This window comes from Amycolatopsis sp. NPDC003731 (genome assembly GCF_053586895.1).
The window spans coordinates 36,663-49,649 of sequence record NZ_JBSFNC010000044.1 but is presented as its reverse complement, the minus strand read 5'-3'; the positions used below and the strand labels follow the sequence as shown (position 1 = coordinate 49,649).

Here is a 12,987-nt window from a genome sequence, read left to right as displayed (position 1 = left end):
CTCAGCACGCTGCGTAAAACTAGCGCCATGCGCATCCTTGTGGTGGACGACGACCGCGCCGTCCGTGAGTCGCTCCGGCGGTCCCTGGAGTTCAACGGCTACCAGGTCCAGCTGGCCAGTGACGGTGCGCAGGCCCTGGAGGCGATCATCGCCGACCGGCCGGACGCGATGGTGCTCGACGTCATGATGCCCCGGCTCGACGGCCTGGAGGTCGCCCGCCGCCTGCGCAGCACCGGCGACGACCTGCCGATCCTGGTGCTGACCGCGCGCGACACCGTCTCCGACCGGGTGTCCGGGCTGGACGCCGGCGCCGACGACTACCTGCCGAAGCCCTTCGCGCTCGAGGAGCTGCTCGCCCGGCTGCGGGCGCTGCTGCGCCGCGCCATGCCGGAGGGGCAGAACGGCCAGGCGTCGGAGGTGCTGTCCTTCGCGGATCTGACCCTCGACCCCGGCACGCGGGAGGTTCGCCGCGGCGGCCGCGAGATCAGCCTGACCCGGACCGAATTCGCCCTGCTGGAACTGTTCCTTTCCTACCCGAAGCACGTCCTCACGCGTGGCCGGATCCTGGAGGAAGTATGGGGTTACGACTTCCCGACGTCGGGCAACGCGCTGGAGGTCTACGTCGGTTATTTGCGCCGCAAGACGGAGGCCGAGGGGGAGCCGAGGCTGATCCACACGGTGCGGGGAGTGGGGTACGTCCTGAGGGAAACCCCGCCGTGACCGAACCCGGCGATCCCCGCGGCACGCGCTGGGGAGCCCGCCGGTTCTCGCTGCGCGGCCGGGTGACGCTGCTCGCCGCCGCCTGTGTCGCCGGCGCCGTCGCGCTGGTGTCGATCGGCGCGTACATGGTCGTGCGCAGCAACCTTTACCAGCAGCTCGACGACAGCCTGCTGGCGCGCGCGCAGGCGGCGGCCGACTCGCCGCAGGTGCAGACCGAGCTGCGGCAGGTCCCCGGCGCCTTCCTGGCCAGTGCCGACCTGCAGATCGGGCAGCTCAACGCGGCGCCCGACGTCCAGCACGCGGTGATGACGTACCCGCTGTCGAGCTCGCCGCCGCCCTTCGGGCAGGACGAGCTGGCGGTCGCGAACGGCGATTCGGCGGAGTCGCTGCGGACGGACTTCCGCTCCGACAGCCGCGTGGTCGCGTTGCCGACCGGGCACGGCGAGGCCATCGTGCTGGCCCAGTCGATGGGCCCGACCAAGCGCACGCTGAACGAGCTCGCGCTGGTGCTCTTCCTGATCGGCGGCGCCGGCATCCTGGTCGCCGCCGCGGCGGGGACGGCCGTGGCGCGCGCCGGCCTGCGCCCGGTCGACCGGCTGACGTCGGCCGCCGAGCGCGTCGCCAAGACCGGCGACCTGCGGCCCATCCCGGTCAGCGGCGACGACGAACTCGCGCGTCTCACCCAGACGTTCAACACCATGCTCGGCACGGTCGCGGACTCGCAGGAACGCCAGCGCCAGCTGGTCGCGGACGCCGGCCACGAGCTCCGGACGCCGCTGACGTCGCTGCGCACCAACCTCGAGCTGCTGCTCGCCGCGAGCAAGCCGGGCGCGCCGCCGCTGCGGGACGAAGACCGCGTCGACATCATCGCGGACATCAGCGGGCAGCTCGACGAGCTGACGCAGCTCATCGGCGACCTGGTCGAGCTCGCGCGCCAGGACGAGCCGCGCGAGCGCTTCGAGCGCGTCGAGCTGCTGGAGGTCGTCGAGCGGGCGCTCGACCGGGCGCGGCGGCGGGCGGGTGAGATCAACTTCGACGTCTCGCTGCAGCCGTGGGTGCTCACCGGCGACAACAGCTCGCTCGAGCGCGCGGTGCTGAACCTGCTGGACAACGCGGTGAAGTTCTCGCCGCCCGACGCGACGGTGTGGGTGCGGCTGTACCCGCTCGGCGACGGCACCGCCGTGGTCGAGGTCGCCGACGCCGGGCCGGGCATCGCCGAAGAGGACCTGCCCAAGGTGTTCGACCGCTTCTACCGCTCGTCGGAGGCGCGGACGCTGCCTGGTTCGGGCCTCGGCCTGGCGATCGTGAAGCACGCGGCCGAGCGGCACGGCGGCGCGGTGTACGCCTCGCGGGCGCCCGAAGGCGGCGCGTTGATGACGATCCGGCTGCCGGGGGCACCTGGCTGAGACCCGCTCGTGGTCGGCTGTTGCTTGTTCGCGCTCCCTCTGGTGGTGTTGTTCACCCTGATCGGCGCACGCCTGCGCTGACCTGTTGTTTCGAAGTTCACCCACGCTGCTCCTGCGGATCTCGTGTTGAATCGTGTAGGATTTTGTGTGGTTGAGGTTCGACGGACGGAGTGAACGGTGCTGGCGCGTCAGCGACAGGCGGTGATCCTGGAAGAGGCACGCCGGACCGGTGCGGTCCGCGTGAGCGACCTCGTGACCAGGCTGGGCGTGTCCGACATGACGGTGCGCCGCGACCTCGACGTCCTCGCCGGGCGCGGGCTCGTGGAGAAGGTCTACGGCGGCGCCACTTCGGTCATCGGCAAGAGCACCGACGAACCCGGCTTCGAAGCCAAGTCCGTGCGCCAGCGGGCGCAGAAGGAAGCCATCGCCGAGCTCGCCGCGACGCTGGTCCGGCCCGGAACCGCGATCGGCCTCTCCGCCGGCACCACCACGTGGACCCTCGCCCGGGCGCTCGACGCCATCCCCGGGCTCACCATCGTGACCAACTCGATCCAGGTCGCCGACGTGCTTCGCGGGTCGACGCAGCCGGACCGCACCGTCGTGCTCACCGGCGGGGTGCGGACGCCGTCGGACGCGCTGGTCGGGCCGGTCGCCGTGCACAGCCTGCGGTCGCTGCACCTGGACGCCGTCTTCCTCGGCGTGCACGGGATGGCCGACGGGCCGGGCTTCACGACCCCGAACCTCACCGAGAGCGAGACCGACCGCGCGCTGGTCGAGGCCGGGCGCAAGCTGGTCGTGCTCGCCGACCACACCAAGTGGGGCACCGTCGGGATCTCGACGATCGCCGACCTGGACGAGGCCGACGTCGTCGTCACCGATGACGGGATTCCCGACGGGGCCAAGGAAGTTCTCGCCGAACGGGCGGGAGAACTCATGATCGCCGAGACGGCGGAGACGGACGAGGCCCAAGAAGCGTGAAGCGCACCGTACGACACCTGGCCGACGGCCGGGAGATCATCTACTTCGACCAGCCCGGCGCGCCCGACCGCGTCGCCGAGGACACCCGCGACCTGCCGCCGGTTTCGGCCGCGTCGGAGATCCGGCGGGACCCGCTGACCGGTGAGTGGGTCGCGATGGCCGCGCACCGCCAGACGCGGACCTACAAGCCGCCGGCCGACCTCTGCCCGCTGTGCCCGAGCAAGCCCGGCAAACCGAGCGAGATCCCGGAAAGCGATTACGACGTCGTCGTCTTCGAGAACCGGTTCCCGTCCTTCGCCGAGGACGTCGTCGGCGAGCCGTCCACTGTGGATGGTCTCGGGCTGGTGCCGGTGCGGCCCGGGCGCGGCCGCTGCGAGGTCGTCTGCTTCACCAGCAACCACGACGGTTCTTTCGCGCAGCTGAGCGCGAAGCAGGTGCGGGCCGTGGTGGACGCGTGGGCGGACCGCACGACCGGGCTGTCCGCGGTCCCCGGCGTCGAGCAGGTCTTCCCGTTCGAGAACCGCGGCGAGGAAATCGGCGTCACGCTGTCGCACCCGCACGGGCAGATCTACGGCTACCCGTTCGTCACGCCGAAGACCGAGCGGATGCTCGACGTCGCCCGCGCTTACCAGGCCGAACACGGCCGCCCGGTGCTCGGCGACGTGCTCGCGGCCGAACGCAAGTCCGGCGCGCGCGTGGTGACCTCCGGCGAGCACTGGACGGCGTACGTGCCGCCGGCGGCGCGCTGGCCGGTCCAGGTCCAGATCGTGCCGCACCGGCAGGTCCCGGACATCCCCGCGCTGACCGACGCCGAGCGTGACGACTTCGCCGACGTCTACCTCGACGTTCTGCGCCGCTGCGACGCGCTGTACGACCGGCCGCTGCCCTACATCGCGGCGTGGCACCAGGCGCCGGTGCGCCGCGACCGCGAGCTCGGCTGGCTCCACCTGGAACTGTTCTCCGTGCTGCGCGCGAAGGACAAGCTGAAGTACCTGGCGGGGTCCGAATCGGGCATGGCGGTGTGGATCAACGACGCGACGCCGGAGCAGATCGCGGAACGGCTCCGCGCGGCGGGCTGAGCGGCCATACTCATCTGCGATGCACAGGTTCGGCTCAGGAACCTCTCAGGACCATCGCGCAAGGTGAGGACATGACCGAGAACGACCCCAGCGCACACGACCCCGCGGCGCCGAGGCACCCCGAGACCGGCCAGCAGCCGGCGCAGGGCGGTTGGGCGGGGAACCCGTACGGTGAGCAGGCCCAGCCCGAGTCCGGCGGTGCACCGCAGTATTCGGAGCCCTCCTACCACGCGGTGACCGGGGCCGATCCGGCGTACGGCGGGCAGGGCGCGAACCCGTGGTCGGCCCAGGGCGCGCAGATGCCGTCCGGCCAGACCCAGCAGAGCGTCTACCCGCCGCCGAACCCGTACGGGCAGCCCGCCACCGGCGGTTATCCGGTGGCGACGCCGCCCGAGCCCAAGCGCTCCGGTGGGAAGCTGCTCGCCGGTGTCGCGCTGGTCGCGCTGCTGGTCGGCGGCATCGCCGGCGGGGCGGTCGGGTACCTGACCGGCGGGTCGTCCGGCTCGTCCAGCAACGCGCTCGACGCGCCGAAGCCGGCCCAGCAGACGGGCAACGCACCCGCCGGCTCGGTCGAGTCCGTCGCGCAAAAGCTGTCGCCCAGCGTGGTCGAGCTGCAGGTCAGCGGCCAGCAGGGGGCCGGCGAAGGCTCCGGGTTCGTGATCAGCACCGACGGCTACATCCTGACGAACAACCACGTCGTCGAGGTCGGCGCGAACGGCGGCCAGATCCAGGCGGTGTTCCAGGACGGCAAGAAGGCCGCCGCCAAGATCGTCGGCCGCGACCCGACGACCGACATCGCGGTCGTCAAGGTCAACGGCGTCAGCAACCTGACCCCGGTGGAGCTCGGCCGGTCCGACGACCTGCGCGTCGGCCAGTCGGTGGTGGCCATCGGCTCGCCGTTCGAGCTGGCCGGCACGGTGACGTCGGGCATCGTCAGTTCGCTGCACCGGCCGGTGCGGGCGGGCGGCAGCAGCGGCGACCAGACCACGGTGATGGACGCGGTCCAGACCGACGCGGCGATCAACCCGGGCAACTCGGGCGGTCCGCTGGCGAACATGTCCGGCCAGGTCATCGGCATCAACTCGGCGATCTACAGCCCGCAGTCGGGTGGTCAGGGCCAGGGCGCGTCCGAGGGTGGCAACGTCGGCATCGGCTTCGCCATCCCGATCGACCAGGCCCGCCGCACGGCGGACACGATCATCAAGACCGGCCAGGCGGTGCAGACCTACATCGGCGCCGAGGTCAAGGACGCCCCGCAGGGCGGCGCCGAGCTCGGCGCGATCAAGGCCGGCAGCCCGGCGGAGAAGGCCGGCCTGAAGGCGGGCGACGTCGTCACCAAGATCGACGACCGCCCGATCGACTCGGCCGACACGCTGGTCGCGGCAGTCCGCACCCGGGCCCCGGACGAGAAGGCGACGTTCACGCTCGCCGACGGCCGCACGGTCGAGGTCACCTTCGGCGGCCAGCCGGTCCAGCCCAACTGATTGCTGATCCAGACGCTCGGCCGCCCTGGCGCGGCCGAGACCAACTTCGGCTCGACCCCCGTATCCGGGGCCGGACCCACAAGGCCACGCGCGACCAGGCACTCGATGCCGGTCGCGCGTGGCCGCATTTGTGCCCGGGTCAGGGACGGTCGGCCGGCGTGCCGGGGCGGTCGGCTTGCGTGCCTGGAGGGTTGGCCGGGAAGGCGGACTCGGCAGGCCGCGTGTCTGGAGGGTCGGCCGGGTCGCGGGGCGGGGTAGGCCGCGTGTCCGGAGAGCCGGCCGGTGTGCCTGGAGGAGCGGCCGGGGTTGGTCGCGTACCCGGGCTGTCGGCTGGTGTGCCGGGAGGGTCGGCCGGCGTGCTTGGGCGGTCGGTTGGCGTGCCGGGGCGGGCATCTCGCGTGTCTGGAGGGTCATCACTCGTGATTGGAGGGACATCACGTGTGATTGAGGGGACGACACGGTGGCGGAGGGCGGTCAGGACCACCGCGAGCCAGACTGCGGCCAAGGTGACGGCCAGGGCCGGGGCCGGGTTGGTGTCGTGGAGGCCGGGCATCGGTGGGGTTCCGTACGGGCGCCAGAGCAGCGGGAACGCCAGGATGGCCAGCGTGGCGGTGATGACCGTGCCCGCGACGACGGGGGTTCGCCAGCGGGGCGGGAGGAGCCGGGACAGGGCGAAGCCGAGCAGGGCCGTCAGCGGGGCGATGACCGCGTCGTTGACGAGCGGGCCGCCGATGATCCAGCCCACCGTGCCGAAGACGTCGGGACGCAGGGGCAGCGCGTACTCGGCGAACAGCACCACACCCCAGGCCAGCGCCGCGAGGCCGGGCAGCGCGAGGAGCGCGCGGGCGGTCTTCACAGCGCCTCCAGCTTCGTGACCCACTTCGTCTGCAGGACGCCGGGCCGGTTCGGGGCGATGATGCGGCAGGGGAAGCCGTGGTCGGGGGCGAGGACCTCGCCGTTCAGCTCCAGGGCCAGCAGCGTCAGCTCGTCGGCCGTGTGCTCGCCGGGGAGGACGCTGACGCCGTACAGCCCGCCACGCTCCGAAGAGGACACCCGGACCGCCGTGCCCGGTGTCGCGCCGACGGCCTTCAGCAGCGTGGGCAGGGAGATCCCGCGCCAGGTGGCCGACTGGCTCCAGCCCTCGACACACGCGATCGGGAGCTCGGCCGTCGTCTGGGGCAGGGCGCGCAGGTCGTCGAGCGAGAACTTCGTCGTGCCGCGCGAGGTCACCACCGAGAGCCGCCAGGCCGGCGACCACGTGACACCGGCGGCCGCCGCCGTGCGGTTGACCGGCAGGTTCTGCGTACCCTTGCCGGTCTTCCAGGAGAGGGCGGAGACGCCGCGCAGGAACGGGACCGTCGCGCCCGCGGTGGCCACGACCGCGACGCCGGTCGCCAGCCCGGTGGTCACCAGGAAACCCCGTCGCGACAGCCCTTCCGCCGGTGGTTCCTCGACGGTGCCCCGGCTCAGGGCACGGCGGATGATGGGCAGCTTCACCGCGACGTGCACCAGGATCGAACCGATCGCCAGCCACGCGACCGCGTAGTGCACCTGCGGGAAGTAGAAGCCCCACGGGTAGTTCTGCGCGACGTTCAGCAGCCCGGTCGTCAGTTCGAAGAACGCCGCGCCGGACAGCACCAGGATCGACAGCCGCTCAAGGGCGTGCGGCAGCGAGCGGACGAGCGGCCGGCCGAACAGCTTCGGGTAGACGCTCCACAGTTTCGCCAGCAGCAACGGGATCGAAGCCACGCCCGAGATCACGTGCAACCCCTGCGTGACGCGGTAGAGCCCGACCGGCCGGCTCGGCCAGAAGAACCACTCGGGCGGGTGCTGGATGAGGTGGCTGAGCAAGCCCGTCAGGAAGCACGTCGTGAACGTGATCGCCAGGGCCAGGCCGATCTTCGACGTCACACGCTCGTGGTGCGCCGGCGCCCGGAACTGCTCCTCCGCCGGGATCGGGAGTTTCACGCTCGCTCCAATCGCGCGAACCAGCGGTGACCGTGCCGGGTGGTCCGGTCGACGCGCAACCCGGCACGCGCGGCGACTCCGGCGATCGCGTCGACCCCCACCCAGGCCCAGGTGAACCAGGCGACGTCGGCGTGACCGGGCCGGAGCCGGACGCGCTCGTGCCGGAGTCCCCGGCCGGGCGGCTCCAGTTCGACGAGCACGTCGCCGTCGGGGGCGATCAGCCGCGCTGTGCGCCGGAGCAGGGTGACCGGGTCGCCGCCGATGCCGATGTTGCCGTCCGCGAGCAGGGCGTGCCGCCACCGCCCTTCGCCGGGCAGGCGGTCGAAGATGTTGCGCTGCAACGCACTTGCGCCGCGCCGCCGGGTCAGCCCGACGGCCGTGCGCGAACTGTCCACGCCCAGCACGACCACCCCGCGCGCGGCCAGTGCCGCGGTCAGCCTCCCGGGCCCGCACCCGAGGTCGATGGTGGGGCCGGAACACGCGTCGAGCAGGACGTCGTCGCCTTCGGAGGTTTCCGCCCAGCGTTCCACCGCCAACTCCATCCGCTCTCCGTTGGCCAGTTCGAGCCAGCACCGGTGCCCGAGCAGGCCGAGGTCGAACTCGTGGCCGGCGCTCGCCGGGGCCGTCATGACGCCACCGCCTGTCCGCCGACGGCCGCGACGGCGTGGGCGAACCGGCCTCCCGGACACGCCGCCGCCACCGAACGCGCGTCCGCCATGGTGTCCACATCGGACAGGCGGAACGCCTGTCGTGTCTGCAACCCGCGCTCGGCGAGGGCGCGCAGCGTGCGCTCGCCGGTGTCGTCGCGGGACATCGGGACGTCCACGAGAGCCTGCGCATGCCGTGGCTCGGCGAGTCCCAGCGCCCACCAGCCACCGTCCTTGGCCAGCCCGAGCACCGAGTCGTGGCTGCCGTGCCGGACCGGTGCGGCCGCCGCGGCGAGGGACTCCGGCGTCACCTGTGGCGTGTCCATGCCGATCTGGAGGATGGGCAGACCGGCGTGCACCGCGGCGGCGTCGGCGTGGGCGTTCGCCAGCCGCGCCCCGAAATCCCGGCCACGCTGCGGGATGACGGTCGCGAGCCGGAGCGCCGCACCGATCTCGGCGGCCCGGGCCGCGGCGCCGAGGTCGCCGGTCATCGCGACGACGGGCAAGGCGCCGGGGACCGCGCAGACGGCGTCGAGCGTGTCGAGCAGTGCGGCCGCGGCGATCTCGGCCGCCTGAGCCGGGGTCGCGGGTGGGCAGAGCCGGGTCTTCGCGAAGCCGGGAACCGGCGCCTTGGCCACGACCAGCAGGACGAACGGCGTCATCGGGCCAGCACCCGCCCGAAGTCGCGCACCGCACGCAGCGTCCCCCGAGCCGACCCGGACACCTTCGACTTCGTGCCCTTGGCGCGCTCGCCGTAGCGGACGTCGAACTCGCGGACCCGCCACCCGGCTCGCTGTGCCTTGATCAGCAGCTCCAGGGGGTAGCCGAAGGCCCGGTCGGCGACGCCGAGGCCGAGCAGCGCCCGCCGGTCCGCGGCGCGCAGAGGCGCGATGTCCCGCACCGGCAGCCCACGGCTGCGCAACAGCGACGCCAGCACGACGTTGCCTGCTCGCGCGTGCCACGGCCACACCCCGGGACCGGTCGGCACCCGGCGTCCGACCGCCAGGTCCGCGCAGTGCCCGACCGCGCTCACCAGCTGTGGCAAGTCGGCGAGGTCCAGGGACCCGTCGGCGTCGGCGAAGCACACGATGTCCGCGGTGGCGGCTTCCAGTCCCGTGTGCACGGCCGCGCCGTAGCCGCGACGCGGTTCGTGGAGGACCTTCGCGCCCAGCGAGGCCGCTACCTCGGGTGAGCCGTCGGACGAACCGTTGTCGACCACGATCGCGCGGTAGCCGGGTGGCAGGCCGGCCAGCACGCCGGGCAGCGCGGCCGCTTCGTCGAGGCAGGGGAGGACGACGTCCACTTCCAAGTCAGTCACGCCGCCGACCGTAAGTCCGTCCGGGAGTGGCGTAGAACCCTTGCGGCGCTTACCGAATCATGACGTCCGGCGAGTTCTTACCGCGTCGTTACGGCTCCCGCTCCGAGAGCGCGGACCGGCCGCCGCGGACCTAGGGTGGGCGGCGATGAGCGAGCCGAACCCGGCAGCCCGGCTCGCCGAGCCGCCTGCCCGCGAACCCGAAGCCCCGGTCACCGGCCGCCGCGCCGACCTCCTCGCCGTCGCCGCGGCGGCGGTGCTCGTCGCCACGGCCACCGCGGTCGGCCTGTACTACAACCGGCCGCACTCCGGCGTGGTCATCTTCGTGTCGGCGCCGCCGTTGTTCGCCGACTGGCTGCCGCACGTCGGCCCGGGCTCGGTGTTCGCGGTGCTCATCGCGGTCGCGGTCGTCCTGCACGGCCCCACGCTGGCCGCCCGGCTGCCGTGGCGCCGCGCGCTCGCCGCCGGCTACCTCGCCTCGCTCGCCTGGATCTTCTCGCTGACCATGGTCGACGGCTGGGACCGCGGATTCGCCGGGCACCTCACCATTCCGCAGGAGTACCTCCACGAGGTCCCGGGCATCACCGACATCCCGCGGATGCTGCGCGAATTCTCCTCCCGCATCCTCGATTTCCAGCCGCATTCGTGGACGACGCACGTGTCGGGCCACCCACCGGGCGCGACGCTCGTCTTCGTCTGGCTGGACCGGCTCGGCCTGCACGGCGGCGCGTGGGCGGCCACGGCCGTCGTGCTCGCCGGCAGCCTGGTCGCGGTGGCCGTGCCGGCCACGGTCGCGCTGCTCGGCCGGCCCGAGGCGGCCCGCACGGTGCTGCCGTTCGCCGTCCTCACCCCCGGCGCGGTGTGGATCGGCGTGTCCGCGGACGGCCTGTTCGCCGGCGTGACGGCCACCGGCCTGGCGCTGCTCGCGCTGTCCGCGACGGGGTTCTCCCACGGCCGCCGGTACGCCGTCCCGGCCGGACTGGCCGCCGGGGTGCTGCTCGGCTTCGGGATCTTCCTGTCTTACGGCCTGGTGCTGCTCGGCGTGCTCGCGGTGGCGGTCGCCGTTCTCGGCCGGCAGTGGCGGGCGGCGGCGCTGGCGATCGTCGCGGCGCTCGCCGTCGTGGGCGTGTTCGCCTGGGCCGGCTTCTGGTGGCTCGACGGCTACCACCTGGTCGTCGAGCGCTACTACCAGGGCGTCGCGCTGGTCCGGCCCTATTCGTACTGGGTGTGGGCCGACCTCGCGGCGGTCGTCGTCGCCCTCGGCCCCGCGGTCGTGGCCGCCGTCCGGCGCGGCGTCGGATCTCCGCGCCGGGCCCTGCTCACCGATCCGGTGCTCCTGCTCGGTCTCGCCGCCCTGGCCGCCATTCTCTTCGCCGACGTTTCGGGCCTGTCGAAAGCCGAGACCGAGCGGATCTGGCTACCGTTCGGGGTGTGGTTGCTGCCGATGACGGCGTTGCTCCCGCGGCCCGGTCGCCGGTGGTGGCTGGCCGCGCAGGCGGCGACGGCGCTGGCGGTCAACCACCTGCTGCTGACGGGCTGGTGAGGGAGACGTGATGAGCGATCAGACCGGGCACGTGCTCGTGGTCGACGACGACGAGACGGTCCGCGACGTCGTCCGCCGCTACCTCGAGGTGGCCGGGTTCACCGTCGACATGGCCGGCGACGGTGCCGAGGGCCTGGCCCGGTTCGCCGCCCACGAGCCCGACCTGGTCGTTCTCGACGTCATGATGCCGGGGATCAACGGCCTCGAGGTGTGCCGGCAGCTGCGTGAGGTGAGCCAGGTGCCGATCGTCATGCTCACCGCCCTCGGCGAGGAGGAGAACCGGATCGCCGGGCTCCAGCTCGGCGCCGACGACTACGTGACCAAGCCGTTCAGCCCCAAGGAGCTCGCCCTCCGCGTCGCCTCGGTGCTGCGCCGCGCCCGGATGCCCCGCCCGGAGCCGGCCGCCGCCGAGCTCGTGGACGGCGCACTGCGCCTGCAGATGAAGGCCCGGACCGCGACCCTCGGCGGCCGCGAGCTGCCGCTCACCACCCGCGAGTTCGACCTGCTCGCGTTCTTCCTCGCCCACCCGGGCGTCGCCTACTCGCGCGCGGACCTGCTCGAGAAGGTGTGGAGCTGGGATTTCGGCGATCAGTCCACAGTGACCGTCCACGTGCGACGGTTGCGCGAGAAGATCGAGCGCGACCCGGCCAAGCCGACCCGGGTGGCGACCGTGTGGGGCGTCGGCTACCGCTACGACCGGGAGCAGCCGTGATCGGCTCGGGTGAATCCGTCCCGGAGATGCTGACGCACCTCTGGCACATCCTGCCGTTCGCGCTGCTGTTCTCGCTGCCGATCGCGGCGCTGGGCGGCGTGGCGCTGTACGTCCTGCGCCGCGGCTCGCTGGCCACCACGCTCACGGTGCTGGTGCTGATCCCGGTGCTCGCCACGCTGGCCGGCGTCCTGGGCATCAGCGGGTTCATGTTCACCCCGGCGCTGACCACGATGCTGCTGGTCTGCCTGCTCGTCGCGCTGGTCACCGTGCCCGCGGCGATCATCCTCGGCCGGGCGATCGCGCGTCGCAGCGTGTGGGAGCGCGAGGCGCGGGAGCGGGAACGCGCCGCCGAGGCGTCGCGGCGCGAACTGGTCGCCTGGATCAGCCACGACCTGCGCAGCCCGCTGGCCGGCATCCAGGCGATGGCCGAAGCGCTGGCCGACGGCGTGGTGTCCGAACGCGACGAGGTCGCCGACTACGCCCAGCGGATCGGCGGTGAGACCCGGCGGCTGTCCGCGATGGTCGGCGACCTGTTCGAGCTCTCGCGGATCACCGCGGGCGCCCTGGAGCTCACGATGTCCGCGGTGCCGCTGCGGGACGTGGTGAGCGACGCCGTCGCCGCCCAGGCGCCGGTGGCCCTCCGGAAGCGGGTCCAGGTGCTCGCCAACGCGTCGACCTGGCCGGTGGTGACCGGCAGTGACCCGGAACTGGCCCGCATCGTGCGGAACCTGGTGTCCAATGCGATCCGGCACACCCCGCCCGACGGGACGGTGGCGGTGCAGATCGGCGTCGACGGCGACGAGGCGTTGCTCGCCGTCGACGACTCCTGCGGCGGCATCCCGGACGACGAGATCAACCGGGTGTTCGACGTGGCGTTCCGCGGGACGCAGGCGCGGACGCCCGAGCGCGGCGGAACGACCAGCGGGGGCGGGCTCGGCCTGGCCATCGCCAAGGGGTTGGTGGAGGCGCACCGCGGGCGGATCGGGGTGCAGAACCACGGGCCGGGGTGCCGGTTCGAGGTGCGCCTGCCGCTCGCGATGCCGTAGGCCGCGGCGGGTCCGGGTTCCGCGTGGCGCGGCCGGCCCGGGACCGAGGGATACCTCGGCTGTGGCTGTGATCCGGGACCGCGGCAGGT

The 12,987-nt window shown here is 72.9% G+C and carries 13 protein-coding genes; 8 read left to right on the top strand and 5 right to left on the bottom strand.

Going from position 1 to position 12,987, the window contains the following annotated elements:
* Positions 1 to 27 precede the first annotated feature (27 nt).
* The 5 genes from ACWDN5_RS20295 to ACWDN5_RS20275 all read left to right on the top strand — a co-directional run bounded on the left by ACWDN5_RS20295 (position 28) and on the right by ACWDN5_RS20275 (position 5,667).
* Positions 28 to 720 carry a response regulator transcription factor gene (locus ACWDN5_RS20295; RefSeq protein ID WP_176174720.1) on the top strand — a complete coding sequence of 231 codons (693 nt, stop codon included), beginning with the start codon at positions 28 to 30 and terminating at the stop codon, positions 718 to 720.
* A complete protein-coding gene (locus tag ACWDN5_RS20290) occupies positions 717 to 2,126 on the top strand; it encodes a HAMP domain-containing sensor histidine kinase (RefSeq protein WP_449677379.1) in 1,410 nt (469 codons plus the stop codon). The genes ACWDN5_RS20295 and ACWDN5_RS20290 overlap by 4 nt, the downstream gene beginning before the upstream one ends.
* Positions 2,127 to 2,303: 177 nt before the next feature.
* On the top strand, positions 2,304 to 3,104 hold the full coding sequence (locus tag ACWDN5_RS20285) for a DeoR/GlpR family DNA-binding transcription regulator (protein ID WP_449677378.1): 801 nt from the start codon (positions 2,304 to 2,306) through the stop codon (positions 3,102 to 3,104).
* Positions 3,101 to 4,183, top strand: coding sequence for a galactose-1-phosphate uridylyltransferase (galT, locus tag ACWDN5_RS20280; protein WP_310974114.1), 1,083 nt, complete (start codon positions 3,101 to 3,103; stop codon positions 4,181 to 4,183). The genes ACWDN5_RS20285 and galT overlap by 4 nt, the downstream gene beginning before the upstream one ends.
* 71 nt (positions 4,184 to 4,254) lie before the next feature.
* Positions 4,255 to 5,667: a S1C family serine protease gene (locus tag ACWDN5_RS20275; protein WP_310974109.1), complete on the top strand. Its 1,413-nt coding sequence runs from the start codon at positions 4,255 to 4,257 to the stop codon at positions 5,665 to 5,667.
* Positions 5,668 to 5,806: 139 nt separating this feature from the next.
* On the opposite strand, the gene ACWDN5_RS20270 is transcribed toward ACWDN5_RS20275, so the two are convergent.
* Genes ACWDN5_RS20270 through ACWDN5_RS20250 form a run of 5 tightly spaced genes read right to left on the bottom strand, consistent with a single transcriptional unit; the run spans position 5,807 to position 9,585 of the window.
* Entirely contained in the window at positions 5,807 to 6,523 is a 717-nt protein-coding gene (locus ACWDN5_RS20270) for a hypothetical protein (RefSeq protein ID WP_449677377.1), read from the bottom strand.
* On the bottom strand, positions 6,520 to 7,635 hold the full coding sequence (locus ACWDN5_RS20265) for a molybdopterin-dependent oxidoreductase (RefSeq protein WP_449677376.1): 1,116 nt from the start codon (positions 7,633 to 7,635) through the stop codon (positions 6,520 to 6,522). Before ACWDN5_RS20265 ends, ACWDN5_RS20270 begins: the two co-directional genes overlap by 4 nt.
* Positions 7,632 to 8,264 (bottom strand): methyltransferase domain-containing protein, encoded by a 633-nt coding sequence (locus tag ACWDN5_RS20260; RefSeq protein ID WP_449677375.1) that lies wholly within the window; start codon positions 8,262 to 8,264, stop codon positions 7,632 to 7,634. Before ACWDN5_RS20260 ends, ACWDN5_RS20265 begins: the two co-directional genes overlap by 4 nt.
* On the bottom strand, positions 8,261 to 8,944 hold the full coding sequence (locus ACWDN5_RS20255; protein ID WP_449677374.1) for a TIGR04282 family arsenosugar biosynthesis glycosyltransferase: 684 nt from the start codon (positions 8,942 to 8,944) through the stop codon (positions 8,261 to 8,263). The genes ACWDN5_RS20260 and ACWDN5_RS20255 overlap by 4 nt, the downstream gene beginning before the upstream one ends.
* Positions 8,941 to 9,585 (bottom strand): glycosyltransferase family 2 protein, encoded by a 645-nt coding sequence (locus ACWDN5_RS20250; protein ID WP_310974205.1) that lies wholly within the window; start codon positions 9,583 to 9,585, stop codon positions 8,941 to 8,943. The genes ACWDN5_RS20255 and ACWDN5_RS20250 overlap by 4 nt, the downstream gene beginning before the upstream one ends.
* A 160-nt stretch (positions 9,586 to 9,745) precedes the next feature.
* On the opposite strand from ACWDN5_RS20250, the gene ACWDN5_RS20245 reads away from it, so the two are divergent.
* The 3 genes from ACWDN5_RS20245 to ACWDN5_RS20235 are packed head-to-tail and all read left to right on the top strand — an operon-like array spanning position 9,746 to position 12,898.
* Positions 9,746 to 11,140 (top strand): hypothetical protein, encoded by a 1,395-nt coding sequence (locus ACWDN5_RS20245; RefSeq protein ID WP_310974099.1) that lies wholly within the window; start codon positions 9,746 to 9,748, stop codon positions 11,138 to 11,140.
* A 10-nt stretch (positions 11,141 to 11,150) separates the two neighbouring features.
* Entirely contained in the window at positions 11,151 to 11,852 is a 702-nt protein-coding gene (locus tag ACWDN5_RS20240) for a response regulator transcription factor (RefSeq protein ID WP_449677373.1), read from the top strand.
* Positions 11,849 to 12,898, top strand: a complete 1,050-nt coding sequence (locus tag ACWDN5_RS20235; protein WP_310974096.1) for a sensor histidine kinase — start codon at positions 11,849 to 11,851, stop codon at positions 12,896 to 12,898. Before ACWDN5_RS20240 ends, ACWDN5_RS20235 begins: the two co-directional genes overlap by 4 nt.
* Positions 12,899 to 12,987 lie beyond the last annotated feature (89 nt).

Coding starts and splice junctions, on each gene's coding strand:
- ACWDN5_RS20295 (WP_176174720.1), top strand. CDS start 28: ATGCGCATCCTTGTGGTGGACGACGACCGCGCCGTCCGTGAGTCGCTC.
- ACWDN5_RS20275 (WP_310974109.1), top strand. CDS start 4,255: ATGACCGAGAACGACCCCAGCGCACACGACCCCGCGGCGCCGAGGCAC.
- ACWDN5_RS20260 (WP_449677375.1), bottom strand. CDS start 8,264: ATGACGGCCCCGGCGAGCGCCGGCCACGAGTTCGACCTCGGCCTGCTC.
- ACWDN5_RS20255 (WP_449677374.1), bottom strand. CDS start 8,944: ATGACGCCGTTCGTCCTGCTGGTCGTGGCCAAGGCGCCGGTTCCCGGC.
- ACWDN5_RS20245 (WP_310974099.1), top strand. CDS start 9,746: ATGAGCGAGCCGAACCCGGCAGCCCGGCTCGCCGAGCCGCCTGCCCGC.
- ACWDN5_RS20240 (WP_449677373.1), top strand. CDS start 11,151: ATGAGCGATCAGACCGGGCACGTGCTCGTGGTCGACGACGACGAGACG.